At 62.8% G+C, this 24,861-nt stretch carries 22 protein-coding genes; 19 read left to right on the top strand and 3 right to left on the bottom strand.

What is annotated here, in order from left to right; genetic code table 11:
- Nucleotides 1-26: 26 nt before the first annotated feature.
- From G7047_RS20735 to G7047_RS20700, 8 genes are all read left to right on the top strand, one after another.
- Nucleotides 27-1,547, top strand: a complete 1,521-nt coding sequence (locus tag G7047_RS20735) for a choice-of-anchor U domain-containing protein (RefSeq protein WP_166309659.1) — start codon at nt 27-29, stop codon at nt 1,545-1,547.
- Nucleotides 1,548-1,616: 69 nt separating this feature from the next.
- Nucleotides 1,617-2,354, top strand: coding sequence for a uracil-DNA glycosylase (locus G7047_RS20730; RefSeq protein WP_166309657.1), 738 nt, complete (start codon nt 1,617-1,619; stop codon nt 2,352-2,354).
- 136 nt (nt 2,355-2,490) lie between these two features.
- Entirely contained in the window at nt 2,491-3,138 is a 648-nt protein-coding gene (locus G7047_RS20725) for a CDP-alcohol phosphatidyltransferase family protein (RefSeq protein WP_166309655.1), read from the top strand.
- Between the two features lie 59 nt (nt 3,139-3,197).
- Nucleotides 3,198-4,946 carry a bifunctional alpha/beta hydrolase/class I SAM-dependent methyltransferase gene (locus G7047_RS20720; RefSeq protein ID WP_166309653.1) on the top strand — a complete coding sequence of 583 codons (1,749 nt, stop codon included), beginning with the start codon at nt 3,198-3,200 and terminating at the stop codon, nt 4,944-4,946.
- A gap of 5 nt (nt 4,947-4,951) precedes the next feature.
- Nucleotides 4,952-6,313 carry a phosphatase PAP2/dual specificity phosphatase family protein gene (locus tag G7047_RS20715; RefSeq protein WP_166309651.1) on the top strand — a complete coding sequence of 454 codons (1,362 nt, stop codon included), beginning with the start codon at nt 4,952-4,954 and terminating at the stop codon, nt 6,311-6,313.
- Nucleotides 6,310-6,753 (top strand): hypothetical protein, encoded by a 444-nt coding sequence (locus G7047_RS20710; protein ID WP_166309649.1) that lies wholly within the window; start codon nt 6,310-6,312, stop codon nt 6,751-6,753. Before G7047_RS20715 ends, G7047_RS20710 begins: the two co-directional genes overlap by 4 nt.
- A gap of 62 nt (nt 6,754-6,815) precedes the next feature.
- On the top strand, nt 6,816-7,469 hold the full coding sequence (locus G7047_RS20705; RefSeq protein ID WP_166309647.1) for a lysophospholipid acyltransferase family protein: 654 nt from the start codon (nt 6,816-6,818) through the stop codon (nt 7,467-7,469).
- Nucleotides 7,466-8,410 carry a phosphatidate cytidylyltransferase gene (locus G7047_RS20700; RefSeq protein WP_166309645.1) on the top strand — a complete coding sequence of 315 codons (945 nt, stop codon included), beginning with the start codon at nt 7,466-7,468 and terminating at the stop codon, nt 8,408-8,410. The genes G7047_RS20705 and G7047_RS20700 overlap by 4 nt, the downstream gene beginning before the upstream one ends.
- Before the next feature lie 15 nt (nt 8,411-8,425).
- Here G7047_RS20700 and G7047_RS20695 read toward each other — a convergent pair whose 3' ends face one another.
- On the bottom strand, nt 8,426-9,343 hold the full coding sequence (locus G7047_RS20695; RefSeq protein ID WP_166309643.1) for a LysR family transcriptional regulator: 918 nt from the start codon (nt 9,341-9,343) through the stop codon (nt 8,426-8,428).
- A 229-nt stretch (nt 9,344-9,572) separates the two neighbouring features.
- Between G7047_RS20695 and G7047_RS20690 the strand changes: the two genes are divergently transcribed.
- From G7047_RS20690 to G7047_RS20680, 3 genes are all read left to right on the top strand, one after another.
- On the top strand, nt 9,573-10,523 hold the full coding sequence (locus G7047_RS20690; RefSeq protein WP_166312182.1) for a tripartite tricarboxylate transporter substrate binding protein: 951 nt from the start codon (nt 9,573-9,575) through the stop codon (nt 10,521-10,523).
- Between the two features lie 9 nt (nt 10,524-10,532).
- Nucleotides 10,533-12,164 carry a gamma-glutamyltransferase family protein gene (locus G7047_RS20685; protein WP_166309641.1) on the top strand — a complete coding sequence of 544 codons (1,632 nt, stop codon included), beginning with the start codon at nt 10,533-10,535 and terminating at the stop codon, nt 12,162-12,164.
- A 99-nt stretch (nt 12,165-12,263) separates the two neighbouring features.
- Complete coding sequence (locus tag G7047_RS20680; RefSeq protein WP_166309639.1) at nt 12,264-12,836, top strand: HdeD family acid-resistance protein; 573 nt, start codon at nt 12,264-12,266, stop codon at nt 12,834-12,836.
- A 3-nt stretch (nt 12,837-12,839) separates the two neighbouring features.
- Here the strand turns inward: G7047_RS20680 and G7047_RS20675 are convergent, their stop codons facing one another.
- The gene (locus G7047_RS20675; RefSeq protein ID WP_240939572.1) at nt 12,840-13,706 is read right to left on the bottom strand and encodes a DMT family transporter; all 867 of its coding nucleotides are present in this window, start codon (nt 13,704-13,706) and stop codon (nt 12,840-12,842) included.
- 305 nt (nt 13,707-14,011) lie between these two features.
- On the opposite strand from G7047_RS20675, the gene G7047_RS20670 reads away from it, so the two are divergent.
- From G7047_RS20670 to G7047_RS20640, 7 genes are all read left to right on the top strand, one after another.
- The gene (locus G7047_RS20670) at nt 14,012-14,962 is read left to right on the top strand and encodes a siderophore ABC transporter substrate-binding protein (protein ID WP_166309635.1); all 951 of its coding nucleotides are present in this window, start codon (nt 14,012-14,014) and stop codon (nt 14,960-14,962) included.
- Nucleotides 14,940-15,950, top strand: a complete 1,011-nt coding sequence (locus G7047_RS20665; RefSeq protein ID WP_166309633.1) for an ABC transporter permease — start codon at nt 14,940-14,942, stop codon at nt 15,948-15,950. Before G7047_RS20670 ends, G7047_RS20665 begins: the two co-directional genes overlap by 23 nt.
- A gap of 3 nt (nt 15,951-15,953) precedes the next feature.
- The gene (locus G7047_RS20660; RefSeq protein WP_166309631.1) at nt 15,954-16,925 is read left to right on the top strand and encodes an iron chelate uptake ABC transporter family permease subunit; all 972 of its coding nucleotides are present in this window, start codon (nt 15,954-15,956) and stop codon (nt 16,923-16,925) included.
- Nucleotides 16,922-17,680 carry an ABC transporter ATP-binding protein gene (locus G7047_RS20655; RefSeq protein ID WP_166309629.1) on the top strand — a complete coding sequence of 253 codons (759 nt, stop codon included), beginning with the start codon at nt 16,922-16,924 and terminating at the stop codon, nt 17,678-17,680. The genes G7047_RS20660 and G7047_RS20655 overlap by 4 nt, the downstream gene beginning before the upstream one ends.
- 112 nt (nt 17,681-17,792) lie before the next feature.
- Entirely contained in the window at nt 17,793-18,635 is an 843-nt protein-coding gene (locus tag G7047_RS20650) for a substrate-binding domain-containing protein (RefSeq protein WP_166309627.1), read from the top strand.
- Between the two features lie 147 nt (nt 18,636-18,782).
- Nucleotides 18,783-19,832 (top strand): tripartite tricarboxylate transporter substrate binding protein, encoded by a 1,050-nt coding sequence (locus tag G7047_RS20645; RefSeq protein WP_166309626.1) that lies wholly within the window; start codon nt 18,783-18,785, stop codon nt 19,830-19,832.
- 1 nt (nt 19,833) lies between these two features.
- Nucleotides 19,834-21,108, top strand: coding sequence for an LLM class flavin-dependent oxidoreductase (locus tag G7047_RS20640; protein WP_166309624.1), 1,275 nt, complete (start codon nt 19,834-19,836; stop codon nt 21,106-21,108).
- Between the two features lie 23 nt (nt 21,109-21,131).
- Here the strand turns inward: G7047_RS20640 and queA are convergent, their stop codons facing one another.
- Nucleotides 21,132-22,265, bottom strand: a complete 1,134-nt coding sequence (gene queA / locus G7047_RS20635) for a tRNA preQ1(34) S-adenosylmethionine ribosyltransferase-isomerase QueA (RefSeq protein WP_166309622.1) — start codon at nt 22,263-22,265, stop codon at nt 21,132-21,134.
- A 257-nt stretch (nt 22,266-22,522) separates the two neighbouring features.
- Here queA and recG point away from each other — a divergent pair, with 257 nt between their 5' ends.
- Nucleotides 22,523-24,652, top strand: coding sequence for an ATP-dependent DNA helicase RecG (gene recG, locus G7047_RS20630; protein WP_166309620.1), 2,130 nt, complete (start codon nt 22,523-22,525; stop codon nt 24,650-24,652).
- Nucleotides 24,653-24,861 lie beyond the last annotated feature (209 nt).

Genomic DNA, 24,861 nt, shown 5'->3' with positions numbered 1-24,861 from the left:
GCGGCCCGCCGCAGGGAACACGAGCCATGAAAAGCCTACGACGGACATTGGGCGCGGCGCTATGGCTGGCGCTTGCGGTCGCGAGCACCGGGCACGCTACGGAACTGGTCGCCAACGGTGGTTTCGAATCGAATGGCGGGGTCGGCTCCGCCACGTTTGCGGGTTGGCAGACGTTCATGCAGAGCGGCTCCCGCGGCGGCTTTCTGGCGCAGCAGGGCAACAAGAGCGCGGTCACGCCGGTCACAGTGGCTGCGTCGCCGCAAGGCACATTCGCCGCGATGAGCGACCAGCCCGGCCCCGGCAGTCACGTGCTGTACCAGGATATCGCCATCCCCGCCGGCTATCCCGCCACGCTGACCGCGCAGGTCTATGTGCAAAGCGCGAGCAGCCTGGCCGCAGCGCCCGCCACGCTAGACTACACGCTCGCCACCCCTAACCAGCAGGCGCGCATCGATGTGATGAAGCCCGCAGCGACGCTCGACGATGTGGGCTCCGGCGTGCTGGCCAATGTGTTCCAGTGGCCCGCGTCGGGCGCGACGCCGACGTATCCAGTCCAAGGCAGTGGCTACCAGACTGTGACGCTTGACATGTCCAGCTACGCAGGTCAGACGGTTCGACTGCGCATTGCCGAAGTCGACAACCGCCAGAGCCTTTTCTTCGGCGTGGATGCGGTCAGTATCAACAGCGGCGCCCCGGCGGCGCAACTGGGCGCACCGACCATCGTCAACTATTTTGTGCAGGGAGCGAGTGCGGTGTTGTCGTTCACGCCCGTGGCGAGCGTTCCCGTGCAGACGGTGACGGGTTACACCGCGCAATGCACGCCACAGGGTGGTGGCGCGGCGCTCACGGGCGGTGCGGTCGCATCGCCCATCACGGTGGCGGGGTTGACGGCCGGTGCGACCTACAGCTGCATTGTTGCGGCTACGACATCAACCACCACAGGTCCTGCTTCCAACAGCGTAAGCTTTGCCGTGCCGACCGCTGGATCAAACGGTGTGGTGGTATCGGTGCCGACGACAGGTGGCGCAGCGATTGGCAGCGCGACCGTCGCGCTCGCCGGTGCAGGGGGCTCGGCGACAAGCTGCGTGCTGCAACCGGTGTCGGGATTCCAGCCGGTGACAAGCGCGCCGGTGCCTCCTCCGCAGGGCGCTGCTGCATATCCGTTCGGCTTGCTCAATGTGTCGGCGACTGGTTGTGCGCCGGGCGCGGCTGCGCAACTGACGGTCACGCTCGCGCAGGCGATTCCCGCAGGCGCACAGTACTGGAAATATGGCCCCACGCCGTCGAACACCGCTCCGCACTGGTATGCGTTCGGGGGCTTCAGCGTGACGGGCAACAGCTACACGCTCTCGCTCATCGATGGCGCGGAGGGTGATGATGACCTGCTGGCCAACGGCACGATCAAGGACCCGGGCGGCGTGATGGTGGTGGTCACCAGTTCCGGTGGAAGTGTTGCGGTTCCGCTGTGGAATCTGTGGGGACTGATGGGCGCGGCACTGATGCTGTCGCTGGCCGCGTTGCGCAGAAGGCATCTGCTGCGACATTGAGGCGCACATTCATCCGGTATCCTTGCGGCTCACGCTGCAGGGCAGCGCAACCGGACGATTTGCCGCTTCATGAGCACGCCAGACGCACTCTTTAACGCCCCCGATCCCTCCATCACCCAATTGGCCAGTGCGGTGCCATCCGACTGGCCCGTGGCCGCCGGATGGGCGCCCTTGGTCGATGACTTCTTCGCGAGCGCCAAGGGGCAATCGCTGCTTGCCCACCTGCAATCGCGGCTCGATGCGGGGGCGGTGATCTTTCCGCCCAAGCCGCTGCGTGCACTCGAGCTCACACCTCCTGAAGGTGTACGCGTGGTGATCCTCGGACAGGATCCCTATCATGGTCGCGGGCAGGCAGAAGGCCTTGCGTTTTCGGTGGCGCCGGGCGTGCGTGTGCCGCCGTCATTGCAGAACATCTTCAAGGAAATGCTGCGCGATCTGGGTACACCGTTTCCGTCATTCCCTGATCCGGGCGGCAGTCTGGTGAAGTGGGCAACGCACGGCGTGCTGCTGCTCAATACCTGCCTCACGGTCGAAGAAGGCCAGGCGGCCAGCCACTCGGGTAAGGGCTGGGAGCTGCTGACCGATGCGGTCATCAAGCACGTGGCCGAGGGCGACAAGCCGGTGGTCTTCATGTTGTGGGGCAACCATGCGCAATCCAAGCGCGCCTTCATTCCGCAGGATCGCGGGCATCTGGTGCTGATGAGCAATCACCCGTCGCCGCTGTCGGCGCTGCGCCCGCCAGTGCCGTTCATCGGCAACGGGCACTTTGGCAAGGCGCGCGAGTTTCGCGAACGCAATGGGCTCTGATGCAGTTTTTGCGCGCGATGCTGGAGTGTCAGAGTGGGGGCTCCGGCATGCGCGCAAACGCGAAGAAGGCGCGGCGCGCGGCGTGCGTAGAATGCGGCGAACGGGTTGGATGACCTGAACGAATCACCGCATTCACATGCCATCGATCTATCAACTGAAGCCTGCATTTCAAAACCTTCTGAGACCGCTCGTGACCGGCCTGCATCGCGCAGGGGTCACGGCCAATCAGGTCACGCTGACGGCGATGCTCGTCTCGGTGTGTCTCGCAGGGTTTCTGTACTTCTTTCATCACCGCAGCGGCACCGCTACTGCGTGGCTTCTGCTATTCCCGGCTTGGATGCTGGTGCGCATGGCCTTCAATGCCATCGACGGCATGCTCGCGCGCGAATTTGGCCAGCAGTCGACACTCGGCGCGTACTACAACGAACTCTGCGATGTGGTGTCTGACACCGCGCTCTACGCCTGTTTCGTCGCCTTTGCGGCCATCGATCCGTGGCTGCTGTTCGCGGTCGTGTTTTTGGCCGGCCTCAGCGAATACGCCGGCGTGATGGCGCCGCTGGTGGGCACCGAGCGCCGCTATGACGGCCCCATGGGCAAGAGCGACCGGGCGTTCGCGTTCGGCCTGATCGCCGTGGTACTGGTGGCGGCACCTTCGCTCGGCGCGACACCGCAATGGCTCTCCCACATCTGCAGCGTGCTGCTGGCCGTCGTCGCCGGACTGCTGCTGCGAACCATCTTCAATCGGATCAGAAACGGCATTGTTACGGCGCGGACAGCACGCTGAATACGCGGACATCTTCAAAATCATCATCGGGTTTCTGGTACATCCACACGGGAGGGTGCATGAGAGTCAATAGCCAACATCGGTTTGTGAGTCATGACGGAACGGAGTTGTTCTTCCAGCGCTGGCAGGCCAGCGCGCCCGGAGCAGAGAAGAAGGCGGTGCTGCTGTTCCATCGGGGACACGAGCATTCGGGGCGTATGGCGCATCTGGTGGACGAGCTCGATCTGCCGGACTTCGATGTCTATGCATGGGATGCACGCGGGCATGGGCAATCGCCCGGCGAGCGCGGCGATGCTCCGTCATTCTCTGCTTGCGTGGAGGACATAGAGCATTTCACCCGACATCTGCAGCATGCGTTCGGCGTGCCCATCGAGAACATGGCCATCGTCGCGCAGAGTGTGGGCGCGGTGCTGGCCGCCACGTGGGTGCATGACTATGCGCCCAAGATCCGCGCGCTGTGCCTGGCATCGCCCGCGTTTGACATCAAGCTCTATGTGCCGTTTGCCCGGCCCGGGCTCACGCTGATGCACAAGCTGCGTGGCAACTTCTTCATCACGAGCTACGTGAAGTCCGGCATGCTCACGCACGACAAAGAACGCGCCGCTGCTTACGACACCGATCCGCAGATCGCGCGCGCGATTTCGGTGCGCATGTTGCTCGGCCTGTATGAGGCGTCGGACCGCATCGTCGCGAGTTCACAGGACATTCACGTGCCCACGCAGGTGCTGTCCTCGGGCTCGGATTTCGTGGTGCAGCGCAAGCCGCAGTTCGCGTTCTATCAGCGACTGCCGCATCCGCTCAAGGAATTTCACACGCTGCCTGGTTTCTATCACGACACGCTCGGCGAGAAGGACCGCGCGATTGCGGTGCGCAAGATCCAGCGCTTCATCACGCAGTGTTTTTCTGTGCCCTATGTGGCGCCCGATGTGCTTAATGCCGACCGCATCGGCTCGGGTTGCGCGCTGGCCGAGGAGCTCAGCACGCCGTTGCCCACTGGCTCGCTGCGCGACCGTTACTGGAAGATGGCCAAGGGCAATCTCAAATTCGGCAGCCGCTTTTCTGCGGGCCTCAAGATCGGCGAGGACACGGGTTATGACTCGGGCAGCACGCTCGATTTCGTCTACCGCAACCAGCCTGAGAGCAGGGGATTTCTCGGCAGGCTGATGGACAAACAGTACCTCAACGCCATCGGTTGGCGCGGCATTCGCGTGCGCAAGACGCTGATCGAGCGGCTGCTGCAGAAATATGCAAAGCGACTCGCTGAACAGGGCAAGCCGCTGCGCATGCTCGACATCGCCTCGGGTCACGGCCGCTACATCCTGGATGCGGTGGCCTCGTTCGCGCAGCGGCCCGCGTCGATTTTGCTGCGCGACTACAGCGACATCAACGTCGCGGCGGGGCAGAAGCTGATCGCCGAGCGCGGCCTCACTGACATCGCGCAGTTCGTGCACGGCGATGCGTTCAATACCGAATCGCTCGCCAGTATTGATCCCCGGGTTACGCTCGCCGTGGTGTCGGGTCTCTATGAACTGTTCAACGACAACGATCTGCTGCGTCGTTCGCTCACGGGGTTGCAGCAGGCGGTGGAGCAGGGCGGCTATCTGGTCTACACCTGCCAGATCTGGCATCCGCAACAGGAGTTCATCGCGCGGGCGCTTACCTCGCACCGCCAGGGCGACGCCTGGGTGATGCGCATGCGCTCGCAAGCGGAGATGGACGCGCTGGTCGAACAGGCGGGCTTTCGCAAGGTCGATCAGTGCATCGACGAGTTCGGCATCTTCACCGTCGCGGTGGCGCAGAAGCTGTGACGGCGATGCGCGAACCGATCACCAGAGAGCCCGGCGTGTGGAAGCGTGGCGTGCTGTATCTGCTGTGTCTTGCGCCGTTTTTCTTTCTGACCTACGGCTTTGCGAACCAGTACGCGTCGGGTCTTGCGGATGTGCGCGCCATCGTGTTCGCGTGGGAAAAACACATCCCACTGTGGCCGTGGACGATTGTTCCCTACTGGTCCATCGACCTGTTCTACGGCCTGTCGTTGCTGCTGTGCTGGAGCCGTTTCGAGCTGCGCCAGCAGGCGCTGCGGCTGTTCACTGCACAGGTGATATCGATTGCCTGCTTTGTGCTGTTTCCACTCAAGTTCAGCTTCGAACGCCCGCCGCTTGAGGGCTTCTTCGGGCTGTGGTTTGACGTGCTCATGGGCTTCGACAAGCCGTTCAATCAAGCCCCCTCGCTGCACATCGTACTGCTCATCATCTTGTGGGATTTCTACCGCCGACATGTGAGCGCGGGCTGGGTGTGGCTGGTACATCTATGGTGCGCACTGATCGGGCTGTCGGTGCTCACCACATGGCAGCACCATTTCATCGATTTGCCCACGGGTCTGCTCGTTGGCGCGCTGTGCATGTGGCTGTATCCGCTCTCGGTGAAGTCACCGTTCGAGAAGGACGCGATGCGGGTGCGGACGGCGTGGCATGTGAAGCTCGGTGGTTGGTATCTGCTGGCCAGCGTGCTGCTCACTGCTGCGGCATTCACATGCGGTGGCGGCTGGCTGTGGCTGCTCTATCCAGCCGTGAGCCTGCTGCTGGTTGCACTGGCCTATTTGCTGGTGCGGCCGCATTGCTTCCAGAAACAGGAGGATGGCGCGATGGCGGTTGCCAGCGTGCTGCTGTTCGCGCCGTATTTCGTGGGAGCGTGGATCAACAGCCGCGCATGGACGCGCGCGCATGCTGAGGACTCGCGCGTTGGCGAATGGCAGGACATGAGTGTGCATCTCGGGCGCATTCCATCGGCACGCGATGCGGCGGCCTACGATGCGCTGTTTGACTGCGCTGCAGAGTTACCGGTGACGCATCACCCTGCGGCTTATGCGCAGCATCTGTCGCTGGACATGGTGACACTGTCTGCCGAGCAACTGGTGTCGGGGGCTGAACGGCTCGATGCCTTGATCGCAGCGCATCGACCGCGCAAGCTGCTGGTGTTCTGCGCACTCGGCTACTCGCGCAGCGCGGCTGTGCTGTGCGCATGGTTGATCACGACGGGGCGGGTCGATTCGGTGGATACCGCGGTGAAGCTCATTCAGCAGGCAAGGCCTTGGGTCGTGCTGCGGGCCGAGCAGATAGCGCAGCTGCAGCGCGTGGCTGTGTTGAATCAGAAGACTCAGGAAGGCGTGCGATGACGATGCATCTTCATGTGCTTGCACGTCTCTTGCGACATGCGGATTCGGTGCTCAGGTCCGCCTATCTTGCGTTCGCCTTCACGCTGCTGGTTTGGATTGTGCGCAATGGCCAGTTCATCACCTGCTGGGTGCTGGTGGCGCTGGCGATGCTGTTGATCGCGCTGCAGCACTATGTCGCGGTGCGTGTGAAGTTCGATGCCGATCTTCTTGAGCATGTGGCGCGCATGATCGACTCCGGCACCAGCGAGCGCGGTGCTACGCAGATGCTTGACGACAGCCTCGTGCACTTCGGTCTTATGCCGTCATCCAAGGCGCGTCGCGACTGGGCTCTGCGCTTTGAAGGGTGTCTGCGCCTGTTCAAGCTGCAGATCGGATTGCTTGTGCTGCAATACGCGCTGATGGTCGCGATGGTGATCGTCTGCACTACCCCGTCGCTCTGAAACCGAGGATCGAAATTGAAGTTGGATTCGGAACTGGATTTGCCTGTGATTGGACCTCATTGATGAGTGCGAGCAACAACGTCATCCTGCGAACCCTGGGGCGCGGCGTCGCGTTTCTCACGCGCAGCAGCGCACGCCTGCTGACGGGTGCGCGCAGCATCTGGTACGGCAGCAAGCCATCGACCGAGCAACGCATCTATTTTGCGAACCACAACAGCCACATCGACTTCATTCTGCTGTGGGCGTCGCTGCCGCGCTTCATGCGGCAGAATACGCGGCCGATTGCGGCGTCGGATTACTGGCTCAAGGATGGCTTGCGGCGTTTTCTGATTCAGGACACCTTCAACGGCGTGACGATCAACCGCAATCGCGAGGGCCAGTCCGACCCGCTGCAGCCCGTGAAGGACGCGCTCACCAACGGCTTCTCGATCATCTTTTTCCCCGAGGGCACGCGCAATCTCGAGGACGATGTGGACCTGCTCGAATTCCGCAGCGGGCTCTTCTATCTGAAGGAGGCGTTTCCCGATGTCGAACTCGTGCCGGTGTGGATCACCAACCTGCGCCGCGTGATGCCCAAGGGCGCGCTGATTCCGATTCCGCTGCTCTCGACTGTGACCTTCGGTGCGCCACTTGAGCGCAAGGAAGGCATGCCCAAAGCGGAGTACCTGCAGTACGCAGCAAGCGAACTCCTGAAGCTCAAGGAGGGGCAGCAATGACTCCAGCTTACGCATCGCAGACTTATCTGTTGTTCGGCATTCTTGCGGCCATCCTGATCTTCGCATCCACCGTCGGCTGGGTGCTCAAGCGCCGTGCTGGGCCGGTGCCTTCGCCGGTCATCGTCAACCTCGTCTCGCGCATCAACGCGTGGTGGGTGATGATGACGCTCATCGCCGTCGCCATCGTGCTCGGCAAGGGCGCATTCATCGTGCTGTTCGCGCTGATCTCGCTGTTTGCCCTGCGCGAGTTCATCAGCCTGTTGCCCACGCGGCGCGGGGATTATTTCTCGCTGCTGATCGCCTTCTATTTCGTCATTCCCTACCAGTACTTTCTGATCTACGTGGACTGGTATGGCATGTATTCGATCTTCATTCCGCTTTATGTGTTTCTGCTGCTGCCGATTGCCGGTCTGAAGCAGGAGGACACCAAGCATTTTCTCGAGCGCAGCGCCAAGATCCAGTGGGGCCTGATGGTATCGGTCTACTGCATTTCGTTCGTGCCCGCGCTGGTCACGCTCGATCTGCAGGGATTTCACGGTGACCGCATCTGGCCCGCGATGTGGCTGATCTTTGTGGTGCAGGCGTCCGATGTGTTGCAGTACGTTTGCGGAAAATTGCTGGGCAAGCACAAGGTCGCGCCCGTGCTCTCGCCATCAAAGACCATTGAAGGGCTGGTTGGCGGCATCGCGCTGGCGACGGGCTTGGGGGTGCTGTTGGCGTGGATGACGCCGTTCACGCACTGGCAGGCGGCGATCATCGCGTTTGTCGCGTGCCTGTTCGGCTTCTTTGGCGGGCTAGTGATGTCGGCCATCAAACGTGATCGCGGCGTGAAGGACTGGGGACAACTGATCCAGGGCCATGGCGGCATGCTGGATCGCCTCGACTCGATCTGTTTTTCAGCGCCTATCTTCTTTCATATGCTGCGCTACTGGTGGACCTGAGCGCAAAGACAGCGCTCAGCCCTTGTCGCCCTTCAGTCCTGCAATGAGTTGCGCCAGATAGGCCTCGGTGGCTGTGGGCAGCGTGCGTCCGCCGAGCGTCTGCACCTCGATGTCGCGCAAGTCCATGCCAGCATCCGAGATCGGCTTGGCGAGCAGTTCGCCGCTGGCCACGAGATGGCGCACGCTGACCTCGCTCGACACGCTGACACCTCCGCTGTACTGCACATACTTGAGCAGCGTCTGCGCATGGTTGCTGACGAGCACCGGCTCCAGCGCCAGCTCCTGCCGCGCGCAGGCCATGTCGACGACCTGACGCACTGCCGTTTCTGCAGGAGGCAGCGCGAGCGGGTAGCGGGTGAGTTCGGCGAGCGAGACCTGCCGTCTTCGGGCAAGCGCATGGCCAGGCGGAAGAATCGCGACGACCGGCGCGGACTGGCGATGCACGACGTGGATGTTCTTGACCGGCGCGAGACTGAAGCACAGGCCGATGTCGGCATCGCCCGCGAGCACCTTGACGGGCACCTGCGCGGTGGGGCACATCAACACCTCGAAGCGCACGCCCGGATAGTCCTGCTGAAAGCGTGCGCAGACGGCGGGCACGAGCTGGTTGGCGAAGGCGTCGGAGGTGGCGATGCGCACGGCACCGGCGCTGAGGTTGGCGAGCGCGTGAATGGCGTCGACCGCCTGCTCGGCTTCGAGGCTGATGCGCCGCGCGTGCCGCGTGAGGATGTCGCCCGCCGCTGTGGGCACCATGCCGCGCGCATGGCGCTCGAACAGCGGCGTTTCGAGCTGCGCCTCCAGGTGTGCGATCTGGCGGCTGATGGCCGACATGGCCACGTGCAGACGCTGTGACGCAAGGCTGACCGAGCCGCAGCGCGCGACCTCAAGAAAGTAGCGCAGGGCCGTGTCCTGCAGTTGGTTGGTGGCCGACATGGGGTGGATTTCCGGTTTGCCTGATTCAATGCCGGGATTCTGCAGCATTGCCGGATCGGCAAACTGGATTTGCTGAATCTCTCATGGTGTGTGAGGGCTGACCCGCATAAGATGGATGTCCATTTTTTGAACCAATTCCGAGGGTGTCATGAACCAGTCCGTTGCTGCTCGCAAAGCACAGATCCCGGCGCTGCAGGCCGGTCGTCGCGCCGTGTTGGGCGCATTGTTGATGGCAGGTTTTGGCGCTTCTGCAGCCTTCGCAGATACTGCGACGGACGCATGGCCGAGCAAGCCGGTGCGCCTCGTCGTGCCGTTTCCTGCAAGCGGCGCGACCGACCTGATCTCACGTGTGATCGCGCAGCGCGTGTCGCAGGACCTGAGTCAGCAGTTCGTTGTCGACAACAAGCCCGGCGCGGGCGGCACCATCGGCGCGGCCGAGGCCGTGAAGGCCGCGCCCGATGGCGCGACACTGCTGTTCACCACCAGCAGCACGCATGCCATCTCGCCACACCTCATGTCTCGTCTGAGCTACCACGTCGAGCAAGACTTCACGCCCATCGCCCATGTGGCTGATGCGGCCAGCGTGTTGCTGGTGACGCCGTCGCTGCCCGTGAAGAACGTGCAGGAGCTGATCGCCTACGCCAAGGCCAACCCCGGCAAGCTCAACTACGCGAGCAGTGGCAACGGCACCATCGTGCATCTGAACGCGTTGGAGTTCGCGGCGCGTTCCGGCGTGAAGCTCACGCATGTGCCGTACAAGGGCACGGCGCAGTCCATCACTGATCTGGCGGCGGGGCAGGTACATCTGCTGTTCGACTCGATTCCCACCGGTATGCCGCATGTGACCAGCGGCCGCCTCAAGGCGCTGGCCGTAACCAGCCTGCAGCGCAGCTCGCTCGCGCCTGATCTGCCGACGATTGCCGAATCGGGCCTGCCGGGCTATTCGTCGGTGACCTGGTTCGGTGTCTACGGACCTGCGGGCATGAAGCCCGAGCTGGTCGCGAAGATCAACGCCGCCTTCAACAAGGCGATCCAGAACCCCGAGGTCGCGTCCGCGCTCGCCAAGCTGGGCGCAGAGCCCGCGAAGGCTGGCACGCCCGCGCAATTCCAGTCCATGGTGAAGGCCGACAGCGCACGCTGGGCCAAGGTCATCAAGGACAACCACATCACATTGGATTGAAACGACGACATGTCCAACTCCACCTCTACCTCAACACCCACTCCCGCCATCAAGGACTGGGCGCTGCCCTACGCTTCCCATCGTTCTCCCGTGCTCGGCCGCAACGTGGTCAGCAGCTCGCAACCGCTGGCCGCGCAGGCCGGTCTGCGCATGCTGCTCGCCGGCGGCAATGCGGTGGACGCTGCCATTGCTGCCGCGATGACGCTGACCGTGGTCGAGCCCTCGGGCTGCGGCATCGGCAGCGATGCGTTCGCGATTCTCTGGGACGGCAAGGAGCTGCACGGCCTCAACGCTTCGGGCCGCTCGCCTGCCGCGTGGACGCCCGAGTATTTCAAGCGGCTCGGCGGCATTCCCGAAAAGGGCTGGAATGCGGTGACCGTGCCGGGCGCGGTGTCCGCCTGGGTGGAACTGTCGCGTCGCTTCGGCAAGCTGCCTTTCGAGCAGGTGGCGCAACCAGCCATCGACTATGCGCGCAACGGCTTCCCGGTCTCGCCGGTGATCTCCACGCTGTGGGAACTGGGCGCGCAGAAGCTCGGCGCGCAGCCCGGTTTTGCCGAGTGTTTCATGCCTGAAGGCCGTGCGATGCGCGCCGGTGAAATCTTCAGGAGCGAAGCCCATGCGCGCACGCTCGAGTTGATCGCGAAGACCAAGGGCGAGGCCTTTTACCGCGGCGAGCTCGCCGAGACGATGGCCGCCCATTGCAAGGCCAACGGCGGCGTGATGACGGTCGAAGACCTCGCTGCGCACAAGGCCGACTGGGTGGGCACGGTGTCGCAGCCTTTCGGTGATTCGGTGATCCACGAAATTCCGCCGAACGGCCAGGGCATTGCGGCGCTGATGGCGCTGGGCATGCTCGACGAACTGGGCGTCGGCGGCCAGCCGCTGGACAGCGCGGACACGGTGCACCTGCAGATCGAGGCGATGAAGCTCGCGCTCGCCGATCTGCAGGAGTACAACGCGGACATGGATCACATGCGCGTGAAGCCGCAGGAAGAACTGCTCTCGCGCGACTACCTGCGCGAGCGTGCGCAGCGCATCGACCTCAAGCACGCGGGCGACCCGCGCTACGGCGCACCCCAGCGCGGTGGCACCGTGTATCTCGCGGCGGCGGACGAGAGCGGCATGATGGTATCGTTCATCCAGTCCAACTACATGGGTTTCGGCTCGGGCGTGGTGGTACCGGGAACCGGTATCAGCCTGCAGAACCGTGGCTGCAGCTTCACCACGCAAAGTGGCCATGCCAACGAGGTGGGCCCGAACAAGCGTCCGTCGCACACCATCATCCCCGCATTCGCGATGAACGCTGATGGCACGCCGCAGATGGCGTTCGGCGTGATGGGTGGCCCGATGCAATCGCAAGGCCATCTGCAGATGGCGCTGCGCGTGCTGCGCTACGGCCAGAATCCGCAGGCCGCCGCCGATGCGCCGCGCTGGCGCGTCACCGGCGGCAAGAAGGTCGCCGTCGAGCCCGCATTCGATGCGGCCGTGACCGCCGAGTTGCGCGCGCGCGGCCACGAGATCACGGTGGAAGAAGGCAATGGCGTGTTCGCCTTCGGCGGCGCGCAGCTGATTCTGCGTGATGGAAACCACTACATCGCTGGCTCCGATCCTCGCAAGGACGGTCAGGCTGTGGGCTACTGATTGCCCATTCGATGCGCACCGTAGGTCTTGGCTGACATACGGTGCGCGCATGCGTTTCCATAATCGGACGATTCCAACCCGATTTCTGGAGCGCACAGCATGGTCCCCCCATCCAACCCGAACAACGGCTCGAACTTCCTGCGCGACACAGTGGGCCGCAGCTGGTGGGTGATCCTGCTGTTTGGCATCTTCTCGGCGCTGTTTGGCGTGATGGCACTGGTCAATCCACTGGGTGCGGGCGCAGGACTCACCTGGGCGATTGGTGTGCTGGCGATTGCCGAGGGTGTGGTCGGCCTGATCGGCGCATTCGGCAAGGGTGCGGGCGTGTCACGCGGCTGGATGATTTTCTACGCCGCCGTGTCAATCCTGTTCGGCGTGATGGCCGTGATGAATCCGCTGTCGATGGCGGCCACCATCGCGACAGTCACGGGCTTCTGGTTCATTTTTTCGGGTGTCATGCGCATTGTCTGGGCGGTGCGCGTGCGCAAGGAAATCGACAACGAATGGCTGCTGATTCTTGGCGGAGTCATCAGCATCGTGCTCGGTGGCTTGCTGGTGGCAGCGCCCGTGGCGGGCGTGCTGGTCGGCGCTATATGGATCGGCATTGGCGCTCTGGTCTACGGCTTGCTGCAGATCTGGGCCGCGTTCAAGCTGCGCAAGCTGAGCGCTTGAAACTCAACGGCCTTCCCGAACGGATAGCCACACACTCAACATGCCGCCCACCGCGATGGTGACCATGCCGATCACCGCCCATTGATCGGGGATGTGGCCGTACATCAGCCAGCCCGCGCAGAGCGCAAACGGAATCTGGCTATAGAGAAACGGCGTGATCGTCGCGGGCCGCGCGTATTCATACGCCTTGAGCATCAGCAGGTGGCCGACGGCGCTGCCAAGGCCCATGCAGAATGCGCCCACCCACAGCGCGGGCGTCATGCCGCCGCTCCAGGTCCAAGGCAACATCACGGTGGTGAGCGCCAAGGCCAGCAGGCTGGTGTAGATCTGCGTGGTCTCGGGGCGCTCCTTGCCCGCCATCTCGCTGCTCACGATCTGGTAGGCGGTGTTGGCCAGCAACTGCAGCATCGGCCAGACCAGCGCGCCCGCCGTGAAGTTGTCGCCGCCCGGGCGGATGATGATCAGCGTGCCCGCAAAGCCCACGAACACCAGCCCCCAGCGCAGCCGACTCACGGGCTGCTTGAGCCAGAGGGCGGCCACCAGCGTCATGGCGATGGGCGTCATCGCGACGATGGCGGTGAATTCCGCGAGCGGCAGATAGCGCAGACTCATCATCGCGCAGCCGTTGCTCACGCAGAAGAGCACGCCGCGCATGAGCTGAAAACGCCAGTGCTTGGCCTTGAAGATCGCGGTGCCCGAGCGGCTGGTGGCGAAGCTGATGGTGAAGATACTCTGCAGGCTGTAGCGCAGCCACAGCGCCATGAAGATCGGCAGCAGCGAGCCCACGTATTTGGATCCCGCATCGAGCACCGAGAACGCGGCGGTGGCGGCGACGGTCAGCGCGATGCCGGTGATGGCCGACGGGTGCAGGCCGGTCGGTTTGCTTGCAGTGGGGGAGGGCGTGGCGGGTTCGCGGTCGGTGGGCTGGGACACGGAAATGGGCGTTGTGGGCAAGAGCAGAAGTTTGCTACCGATTATAAAAATCGTGTGTTGGCGGGCATTTGCATTCAACGCATGCACCACAGCGCCATGCCGCAATACCGCACACCGGAAACTGGCATTTCCCCTCGGGTTTCTACCGGGTGTTAGCATTGAATGAGAATAATTATCAGTAAATACTCGTTGTTTCCCATTTAGCTGCGGCGCTTGAATGCGCTGTTCAGGAGGTTTCGTCCATGTCTCGCAGTCGCTTCAACCGTCGTCACACTTTGCTCGGGCTGGGCCTTGGTCTGGCGCTCGCCATGCCGGGTGCCGGTGCGCTGGCACGGTCGCCCAAGGTGACGGTCAAGGACGCGTCGGGCGAGGTGAGCGTGCCGCTCAAACCCAAGACGGTGCTGGTGTATGACCTGTCCGCGCTCGACATCATCCAGTCGCTCGGCGGCGATGTGCAGGGCGTGCCGAACGTGGTGACGATGCCGAAGTTTCTGGGCCAGTACGCGGATGCGGCGAAGTATCCGCAGGTCGGCAGCCTGTTCGAGCCCGACTACGAGAAGGTGAAGTCGCTCAAGCCTGATCTGATCATCTCGGGCGGGCGCACCCAGCCCAAGCTGGAAGAGCTGCGCAAATACGCGCCCGTGCTCGATATCAGCATCGGCGACGGCAACCAGATGCCGCAGGTCTTCCGCAACATCCGCGCGATTGCGGCGGCCTACGGTGTGCCTGAGAAGGGCGAGCTGGAGATCAGGAACATCGAGCAGGAGATCGCCAACGTGAAGACCAAGGCGACCGGCAAGGGCTCGATGCTGTTCGTGATGACCAACGGCGGCAAGATGAGCGTCTACGGCCCCGGCTCGCGCTTCGACATGCTCTACAGCACCTTCGGCGCCACGCCGGTCAAGGACAAGATCGAAGTGTCCAAGCACGGGCAGGCGGTGTCGTTCGAATACCTGCTCAAAACCAATCCTGACTGGCTGCTGGTGCTCGACCGCGATGCGGCGATTGGCCGCGAGGGCGCATCCGCCGAGAAGCTGCTGGACAACAAGCTGGTGCATGCCACCAAGGCCTGGCGCAACAAGCAGGTCGTCTATCTGAACGCGACCAACTGGTACGTGCTCTCCAACGCGGGCCCTACTGCGATCAAGGAAAACCTCAAGCAGCTGTCCGATGCGTTTGCACCGGCCATGTGATGGGGCTGCGACGCGTGTGAATGCGCTCGCCTGGACCGGGGCCCTCGCGGCCCTTTTTGCTTTGGCGCTGGCGAGTCTCGCGGTGGGCGTGAGCGATGTGTCGTGGGACACGCTGTGGTCCGACAGCGACGATGATCTGGTCGCGCAGGTGCTCTTGTTCAGCCGCGTTCCGCGCACGCTCGCGCTGCTGCTCGCGGGCTCGGCGATGGCGGTCGCGGGGCTGCTCATGCAGATGCTGGCACGCAACCATTTCGTCGAGCCGTCGACCGTCGGTACGGTGGAATCCGCGACGCTCGGCATGATGGTGACGATGCTCTTCGCGCCGCAACTGCCGGTGCTCGCCAAGATGGGCGTGGCGGCGCTGTTCGCGCTTGCGGGCAGTGCGCTGTTTCTGGCGGTGCTGTCGCGTATCCGTTTGCGCTCGGCGTGGATCGTGCCGCTGGTCGGCCTGATTCTGGCGGGCGTGATCGAGGCCGTCACCACCTTCGTCGCTTACCAGTTCGACATGATCCAGGTGCTGCGCGCATGGTCCAACGGCGACTTCTCGACCATCGTCGATGGCCGCTACGAAATGCTCTGGCTGTCGCTGGCGGTCACCATCGTCGCGTGCTTCGCGGCGGACCGTTTCACGGTGGTGGGGCTCGGCGAATCGTTCGCGACCAATCTCGGATTGAACTACCGCGCGCTGGTGTGGCAGGGGCTGCTGGTGGTGGCGCTGGTCACTGCGTGTGTGGTGGTCACCGTCGGCGGCATTCCGTTCGTGGGCCTGATCGTGCCCAACATCGTGCGTCTGGTGGTGGGCGACAACGTGCGCCGCAATGTGCTCTGGGTCGCGGTGCTGGGCGCGGGCTTGACGATGGCCTGTGATCTGCTCGGGCGTCTGCTGATCGCCCCTTACGAGATTCCCGTCGGCACGGTGATGGGCGTGGTTGGCAGCGCGCTGTTCCTCGTCATCCTGCTGCGCCAGCGCCGACTGGCGGGAGGCTGAGCGATGGCGACGCTGCAATTCCTCTGGCGCACGCAAGCCTTCAGGTTGGCCATTCTGCTGGTGCTGGCCACGGTCTCCGTCGTCACCTTCATGACCGTGGCGGTCGAGGTCGAATGGTCGTTCATCCTGCAGCACCGGGGCGCGAAACTGTTGTCGATGGCGCTGGTGGCGGCGGCGCTCGGCATGTCCACGGTGGTGTTCCAGACGGTGACGCACAACACCATCCTCACGCCTGCCGTGATGGGGCTGGATGCGCTGTATCTCTTCCTGCAGGCGCTGCTGGTGTTGTTGCTCACTTCGGCGGGCGTAGTGGCGTTGGGTGGCGTCAACAAGTTTTTTCTCGAGCTGGTGCTGATGGTGGCGCTCAGCATGTGGCTGGTGCGTTGGCTGTTTGCGGGCAATGCGAGCAGCCTGCATTTGATGCTGCTGGTCGGCATCGTGGTGGGCATTCTGTTCCGCAGCCTCACGAGTTTTGCGATGCGCATGATCGACCCGAACGAGTTCAACTCGCTGCAGGACCGTATGTTCGCCAACTTCAACACCGTGCAGACCGCACTGCTGCCTCCGTCGGCGGTGTTGATGCTGCTCGGTGCGGTCTTCTTCTGGCATAGGCGCCATGTGCTCGACGTGCTCGCGCTCGGGCGCGATGCGGCGATCAATCTGGGCGTGGACTACCGCCGCGCGGTGCTGCAGTTACTGGTGGTGGTCTGCGCGATGGTTGCGCTGTCGACCGCGCTGGTCGGGCCAGTGACCTTCTTTGGCCTGCTCGTGGCGAACATGGCCTATCAATGGATGGGCACGCGCCGCCATGTCTGGGTGCTGCCTGCGGTGGTGCTCTGGGGCGTGATCATGCTGCTCGGCGGGCAGGTGATTCTGGAGCGTGTGATGGGATTCAATTCCGCGATTTCGGTGGCGGTGGAATTTGTCGGAGGACTGGTGTTCATCTTCTTGTTGATGCGCGGAGGAAAGGCATGATCGCAACCCGCGAACTCGTCAAGCGCCATGGCGCGACGACGGTGCTGCATGGCGTGTCCGTGCAGATTCCCGAGAACCGCTTCACGGCCATCATCGGTCCCAACGGCGCGGGCAAGAGCACGCTGCTGTCGCTGATCAGCCGATTGATGCCGATGAGCTCGGGCAGCGCGCAGGTGCAGGGGCTGGATGTGGCGACGACGGCGAGCGACGCGCTCGCCCGCGTGCTCGCGATTCTTCGTCAGGACAACCAGTCCACGCTGCGCCTTACGGTGCGAGATCTGGTCGGCTTCGGCCGCTTTCCGCACAGCAAGGGGCGCATGACGCCGGACGATGTGCAGCACGTCGACGAAGCGCTGCGCTTTCTGCAGCTCGAGGCGCTCGCGGACCGCTTCCTCGACGAGCTCTCGGGTGGCCAGCGCCAGCGCGCCTACATCGCGATGGTGCTGTGCCAGGACACGCCTTATGTGCTGCTTGACGAGCCGCTCAACAACCTCGACATGGCGCATGCGGTGACGATGATGAAACTGCTTCAGCGGCTGGTGCGAGAGAAGAGAAAGACGGTGGTCGTGGTGCTGCACGACATCAACTTCGCGAGCTGCTATGCGGACCACATCATCGCGATGAAGGATGGAGTCGTGGCGCATGACGGCGAGACGCAGAGCGTCGTGCGCGAGGACGTGCTGAGTGCGCTCTACGGCATCGAGGTGACGGTGCACGAGATTCGCGGGCAACGCATCTGTCACTACTTTGCGTGATTGGGCCCCATGGAATCGGCTTAACAAACTCTTGCGTGTTGGATGGCTGATGCGCGCATGGGGCGCTGCATACTCGCTGAGTATTTGTAAAAGCGAACTCAGGAGACAACGCATGCATCGCCAACCCGTCCACCGCTCCACTCTCGCACTGCTCGGGCGTCGCGCATTTTTCATTTCCGCCATCGCGCTCGCAGCAGGCTGCGCGCAAACACCGCAGCAGAACGCGCAGGACGGCGACACAGCGGAGCCGGTACGGGTGATGACCTCCGGCGGCTTTGCCGAAGCGCACCAGCGGCTTGCGCCCGAGTTCTCCAAAGCCAACGGCATCATGGTCGAGACGGTGCTGGGCTCGTCGATGGGTTCGTCGCCCACGTCGATTCCCAATCGGCTGGAGAAGGGTGAAATCGCGGATGTGGTGATTCTTGCGCGCACATCGCTCGATCAACTTGCGGCGCAAGGCTATGTGAAGCAGGGCACGCAGATCGACCTCGTTCGCTCGGCCATCGGCGTGTCGGTGAAGAAGGGGGCACCGGTGCCAGACATCAGCACGGAAGAGAAGTTCAAGCACGTGCTGCTCAATGCGAAAAGCATCGCCTATTCGGCCAGCGCCAGCGGTACCTACTTCGAGGCCGAGATGCTCAAGAAGCTCGGCATCCACGACCAGGTGATGCCCAAGAGTCGCAAGATCGTGACCGAGCGCGTGGGCACCATCGTCGCGCGCGGTGAGGCCGAGATCGGTTTGCAGCAGGTCAGCGAGTTGCTGCCGATCCAGGGCACGACCTTCGTTGGAAAGATACCCGAATCGGTCCAGCAGTACACCTTCTTCTCGGCCGGCGTGGCTCGGACCTCGACCAATCCGCAGGGCATGGCGTCGCTGCTGAAATACTACACCTCGCTTGAGGCGCGCAAGACCATCGAGGAGACCGGGCTCGAGCCCGTGGCGACGCCGCGCTGAAACCGCACAGATGCTTATGCTTATGCGCGGTGGTTCTTAGAAGATTTCTGCGCTTGGATAGCGGCAAAGCTTATTGGCGCGAAACGCGTGTGATTTTTAGACTCGATTTTCTGTTGTTGATGGTTCTGAAAGAACAAGGAAATCAAAATGAGTCAGTCGGGCACGCTTTATCTCCGCCGCCGCACCTTGGGTTGGATGTCTCTTGTGGCGGTCATGTGCCCTGCGGCGGTGTTGGCGAGCACGCCTTCCGCCGATGTCGCGGCTTGGCCCAGCAAGCCGATCACATTGGTCGTACCCTACACGCCGGGTGGCACGAACGACAACGTGGCGCGCTTGATTGCCGAGAAGGTGTCGGCGCGCGCCGGGCAGCCGGTGATTCTTGACTATAAGCCGGGCGCGGGGGGCACCATTGGCGCGCAGTTTGTCGCCAAAGCCAAGCCCGATGGCTACACGCTGCTCAACGCCTCCATCGGCAATCTCGCGATTGCGCCGCTGCTCGTGCCTGTGCATTTCGATCCGTTCAAATCCTTCCAGTCGATTGCCTACGTCGGCAACGGCATCACCACGTTTGCGGTGCGCGCGGACTTTCCTGCGAAGAACCTCAAGGAGCTGGTGGAATATGCGAAGGCGCATCCCGTGTCGCTTGGTACCTCGGGCGTGGGCACTCCGGGCCATATGGCAGGCGAGTACTTCCAGCAACTCACCGGCATCCAGCTGCAGCATGTGCCCTACAAGGGCAGCGCGGCAGCGATCAATGATGCGATCGGCGGGCATGTCGATCTGGTGATCGATCCGCTGTCTACCACTTTCGTGCGCGGCGGCAAGCTCAAGGCGCTGGCGTACTTCGGCACCGACGCTCCACCCGAAGGCGTGAGCGGTGTGCAGTCCGTCGTGCAGCAGGGCTACAAGCAGTGGGACAACGCGTTCGGTGGATCGTTCCTCTGGACCGCTCCGGCCGGACTGCCCGAGCCGATCCGCAAGAAGCTCACACAGTGGGTGCTCGAAGCGATTGCGGAGCCCGAGGTGCACAAAGCGCTCATCAACGTGCAGGTCAATCCCGTGCCGCAGGGCGCGGAGGGTACAACCGTCATCGTGCGCAAAATGCATGACATCGCGCAGAGCGTGTTCGGTTCGGGCACTGTGGCACTCAACGACAAGAGCGGCAAATCACCAGCCGACGGCAAAGCGAAGAACTGACATGCATCTGGGTTTGTTTTTGCTCGCAGCGGGCCATCATGCTGCGGGCTGGCGCTTTCCCGGCGCTGAATCGGGAACGGAGAATTTCGAGCTGATCGCGCGCATCGCCCGCGAGGCCGAGGCTGCGAAGTTCGACATGGTGTTTTTTGGCGACCGGTTGGTGACCAGCAAGGACGCGCATCCTTCGATGATCACGCGGCCCGATCCGTTGGTCGTGCTCTCGGCGCTGGCGGTGCAGACGAGCCGCATCGGACTTGCTGCAACAGCCTCGACGACCTACAGCGATCCGTTCACCCTCGCGCGCTCGCTGGCCTCTGTCGATCTGCTGAGCAAGGGCCGCGCTGCTTGGAACATTGTCACTACGGTGCAGGACGGCTCGGGCAACTTCAGCCGTACGCTGCATCCGGAATCGAGCGAACGCTACGCGATTGCCGAGGAGTTCGTGCAGCTGGTCAAGGGCCTATGGCGTTCGTGGGATGCGGATCCCTATGTGCGTGACAAGGAGGGTGGTGTCTACATCGATACCGACAAGCTGCACGAGCTCAATCACGCGGGCTACTACTTTCAGGTGAAGGGCCCGCTCAACGTCACGCGCAGCAGACAGGGCGAGCCAGTGCTGATCCAGGCCGGATCGTCGGGGCCGGGCCAGCGGTTGGGCGCGCGCCATGGCGAGGTGATCTTTACCGCTCAGCAGGATCTGGCGGCGGCGCAGGAGTTCTATGGGGAGCTGAAGCGGCAGGTGGGCGAAGCGGGCAGAGATCCGTCGCAGGTGAAGGTCATGCCGGGGCTCATGCCCATCGTCGGCAGAACGGCGGCCGAGGCGCGCGACAAGCTCGCGCTGCTGCAGTCATTCACCGATCAGAGCAAGGCACACCACATGCTGTCGGTGGAGCTGGACTTCGATTTGAGCGGCGCTGATCTGGACGCACCGGTGCCTGATCTGCCGCTGGGCGATGGTGGATTCAGTCGCCGCAAGCTGCTGCTCAAAATCGCGAAGGAACAGCGGCTCACATTGCGCGAGCTCTATCACCATGTCGCGAGCAGCCGAGGGCATCAGGTGTTCGCGGGCACGGCCGAGCAGATTGCGGACCATATGCAGCATTGGGTGAATCAGGGCGCGGCTGATGGCTTCAACATCATGCCGGCCTATTTTCCATCGGGCTTCGAAGAATTCACGCGCGAGGTCGTCCCGATCCTGCAGGAGCGCGGGCAGTTCCGCCGTGACTATACGGGCCAGACGCTGCGCGAGCATCTGGGGCTTGCGCAGTCCGCTTGATAAGCGCGTTTGATTTTTCCGCCTCAATCGCGCTTGCGCGCCAGCAGCATCGAATCGCCGTAGCTGAAGAATCGGTACTGCTGCGCAATCGCGTGCTTGTACAGACTCATGATGTGCTCGTAGCCCGCGAACGCGCTCACCAGCATCATCAGCGTGCTTTTGGGTAGGTGGAAGTTGGTGACGAGCATGTCCACGACCTGGTATTCGAAACCCGGGGTGATGAAGATGTTCGTGTCGCCTGTCAGGTTGCCCGACTTGGCCCAGGATTCGAGTGTGCGCACGGTGGTCGTTCCCACCGCCACGATGCGGCCGCCGCGCTGACGGGTGCGTTCGAGCGCCGCGAGCGTGCTCATCGGGATGCTGTACCACTCGCTGTGCATCACATGTTCGGCGAGGTTTTCGGTCTTCACCGGCTGGAAGGTGCCCGCGCCCACGTGCAATGTGACGCTCGCGCGTTCGACGCCGCGCGCCGCCAGTCGCTCAAGCACAGACTCGTCAAAGTGCAGCGCGGCCGTCGGTGCGGCCACGGCGCCGGGGTTGGCGGCGAACACGGTCTGGTAGCGCTCGGCGTCTTCGGCCTCGTCGGGATCTTCGTCGGTGTTTTGATGGCGTTCAATGTAGGGCGGCAGTGGCAGATGGCCGTGCTGCTCCATCAGCTCGTAGGGCGTCTCGCCGTTGGGGCCGGTGAAGGCGACGTGAAAGAGCGGGCCGTTCTCGTCGGGCCAGCGACCGAGCAGCACGGCGTCGAAACCGCCATTCGCAAGGCCGCCGCACAGATGCATGCGACCGCCGATCAGCGGCTTTTTGCTCACGCGCATGTGAGCCACGACCTCGTTGTCCTGCAGTACGCGCTCGACTAGGATTTCGAGCTTGCCGCCGCTTTCCTTTTCGCCGAAGAGGCGCGCCTTGAGTACGCGCGTGTCGTTGAAGACCAGCAGGTCGCCGGGCGCGAGCAGGTCGGGCAGCTCGTTGAAGATGCGATCAACGGGCTCGCCCAAGCGGCCATCGAGCAGGCGCGAGGCACTGCGTACGGCGGTCGGGTGCTGTGCAATCAGAGGTTCGGGGAGATCGAAATCGAAGTCGCTCAAGTTGAATTCGCGACGGGATGCCGTGGCCGATGCTTCGGCGGGCAGGCTGCTGGAAGAGATATGTGACATGGCTGGCTGGGAACCGTTCAACTCGGGAAGGAGCGGGGCTTGACAGGCCTGAACGGCTCCAAAGGGATAACTGACTACTTGCGAGGCCCGTATTTTAGAACCCGCGCTATGGCCGAGGTTTGGAAACGGAATTGCAGCAAGTTGTTCGCCGAACAGCGTGCGACGCGCGTCGTATCATGAAAACCGTGTGGCAGACGTGATAGCCTTTTGCCCCCACCTCCGCTAACCCATTCAATCCGATAGCGATCCACGCCGACATGCCGGCTTCATCTTCCTCACCCTCTTCTTCCTCTAGTCCGAAAAAGGCCGAACTGAGCGTGCCCCAGAAGGCGATGCACAAGCTCGGCCTGGTGCGCGACATCGATCTGGCGCTGCACCTGCCGCACCGCTATGAGGATGAAACCCGCATCACGCCGATCCGCAACGCGCGCGATGGCGAGTCGGTGCAGGTCGAGGGCGTGGTGGTGTCCAGCGAAATCCAGATGCGCCCGCGGCGCCAGTTGGTGGTGCGGCTTGACGACGGAACGGGTGAGTGCGAACTGCGTTTCTTCAGCTTCTACCCTTCGCACCAGAAAACCATGGCCGTAGGTGAGTGCATCCGCGCGCGCGGTGAGGTCAAGGGGGGCTTCTGGGGACGGCAGATGCTGCACCCGGTGTTCCGCAAGGCTGAGGGCGAACTGCCCGCCGCGCTGACGCCGGTCTACCCTACGGTTGCGCAGCTGCCCCAGGCCTATCTGCGCCGTGCGGTGGCGGGGGGGCTGCGCCGGGCGGAACTCTCCGAGACGCTAGGGCCCAATCTGCCGCCCGCGCCGGTCGCGCTGCGCGGCGCCAAGGGCTTCGAGCCGTTGTGGAGCCTCAGGGATTCACTGTTCTTTCTGCACCACCCGACGCCCGATGTGGCGCTGACCACGCTGGAGGACCACACGCATCCGGCTTGGCAGCGCCTGAAGGCCGAAGAACTGCTCGCGCAGCAGCTTTCGCAGCTCACGGCCAAAAGAGAGCGCGCACGACTGCGCTCGCCGCAGCTCATACCGACACCGGATGCGAGCGCGTTGCATGAGCGGCTTCAGGCCGTCCTGCCCTTTGACCTGACCGCCGCACAGCGCCGTGTCTGTGAGGAAATCTTTGGCGATCTCGCCAAAGCCACGCCGATGCATCGCCTGCTGCAGGGCGATGTCGGGTCGGGCAAGACCGTGGTGGCCGCCATGGCTGCGGCGATCTGTATGGACGCAGGATGGCAGTGCGCCCTCATGGCGCCGACCGAAATCCTGGCCGAGCAGCATTTTTCCAAGCTCATCGGCTGGATCGAGCCGTTGCTTGCGAGCCGTGGCAAGCGCGTCGCATGGCTGGCAGGCGGGCAGAAGAAGAAAGAGCGCATGCAAATGCTCTCAATGATTGAGAGTGGCGAGGCGGCCCTTGTTGTTGGTACACATGCGGTCATTCAGGATCAGGTGCAGTTCAAGAATCTGGCACTGGCGGTCATTGACGAGCAACACCGCTTTGGCGTCGCTCAACGACTGGCGCTCAGACAGAAACTCAAGGACCTGGGAATGGAGCCGCACATGCTGATGATGAGTGCAACTCCTATTCCAAGGACCTTGGCGATGAGCTACTTTGCTGATCTTGATGTGTCCACCATCGACGAGTTGCCTCCCGGGCGCACGCCGATTGTGACCAAGGTGATCTCCGATAGCCGCAAGGATCAGGTGATCGAGCGCATCGCCCTGCAGGTGGCTGCGGGAAGACAGGTGTATTGGGTGTGTCCGCTGATCGAGGAAAGCGAGGCGCTGGATCTCTCCAACGCCACGGCCACGCATGTCGATCTCAGCGAGGCCTTGCCGGGAGTGGCGGTCGGCCTATTGCATTCTCGAATGCCAGCTATTGAAAAGAAAAACGTGATGGGAGAATTCAAGGGCGGTACGATGAGCGTGTTGGTCAGCACCACGGTGATCGAGGTGGGAGTTGACGTGCCCAATGCATCGCTTATGGTGATTGAACATGCCGAGCGTTTTGGGCTTTCCCAGCTGCATCAGCTCAGAGGCCGTGTGGGCCGGGGGGCGGCGGCTTCGGCTTGTGTGTTACTTTATTCAACTGGTGAAACTGGACGTTTGGCGCAAACGGCCCGGGAAAGGCTCAAGGCCATGGCGGAAACCAATGATGGTTTCGAGATAGCCAGAAGGGACTTGGAGATTCGCGGACCGGGTGAACTGTTGGGTGCACGCCAATCTGGTGACGCCTTGTTACGATTTGCTGATTTGTCTATCGATGCTGAGTTACTGAGTTGGGCTCGCAATGCTGCGCCACAAATGCTGGACGAGTATCCGGTGTTGTCCGAGCGGCATGTGGCTCGTTGGTTGGGAAGCAAATCGGATTTTTTGAAAGCCTAGCCTCGTCGGCAGCTTCGCTGTTTTGGGTTTTCAGGTACTTGTATGAAGTTGATATTTTTCGAAAGCGACGAGAGTCTTTTTAAATAGCCATCGTTGCGCACTGTTTCGGTGCCGATAGATGTAAAAAGCCGCGGATTCCAATTGTTTGGAGTTGCTTAATTGTTTTTGCGGTTTGCATGGAATTCGCGCACACGATACTGTCGGCAGCG

It is taken from the genome of Diaphorobacter sp. HDW4A (assembly GCF_011305995.1).
Classification (GTDB): domain Bacteria; phylum Pseudomonadota; class Gammaproteobacteria; order Burkholderiales; family Burkholderiaceae_C; genus Diaphorobacter_A.
The sequence above is the reverse complement of the archived record's forward strand: the minus strand, read 5'-3'. Positions and strand labels throughout refer to the sequence as shown.